The organism is Rhodococcus sp. P4_F3_2 (genome assembly GCF_056401335.1).
Genome location: NZ_JBFUJN010000289.1, coordinates 1 through 375 on the forward strand (window position 1 = coordinate 1; position 375 = coordinate 375).

A 375-nucleotide genomic window follows, 5' to 3' on the forward strand; every position below is an offset into this window, starting at 1 on the left:
GCTTACACAAATATAGAGCGATGAAAAGCACAAATCTCAAAGAAATATGGCTAGTAAGGTATGCAGATGACTTTAAAATCTTCTGCAGGGACTACAAAATAGCTCAAAGGATATATAAAGCAACCAAACAATGGTTAAAAGAAAGATTGGATTTAGACATAAGCCAAGAAAAGTCCAAAATAACCAATGTAAGGAAAAAAGGAACTGAATTTTTAGGCTTCGTCCTTAAAGTTAAGAAAAAGAGAAATAAATACGTCTGTCAAAGCAATATGTGTGATAAGGCAAAACAACATACAATCAATAAAATCAAAAGTCAAATCAAAGTAATTCAGAAAAATTGCAGTAGGATGGAAGTATCTAAACTCAACTCTATCA

At 31.5% G+C, this 375-nt stretch carries 1 protein-coding gene; it reads left to right on the top strand.

Going from position 1 to position 375, the window contains the following annotated elements:
- Positions 1 to 20: 20 nt before the first annotated feature.
- The coding region (locus tag AC1DWA_RS33785; RefSeq protein ID WP_477917914.1) for a reverse transcriptase domain-containing protein at positions 21 to 375 on the top strand (355 nt) is incomplete at its 3' end.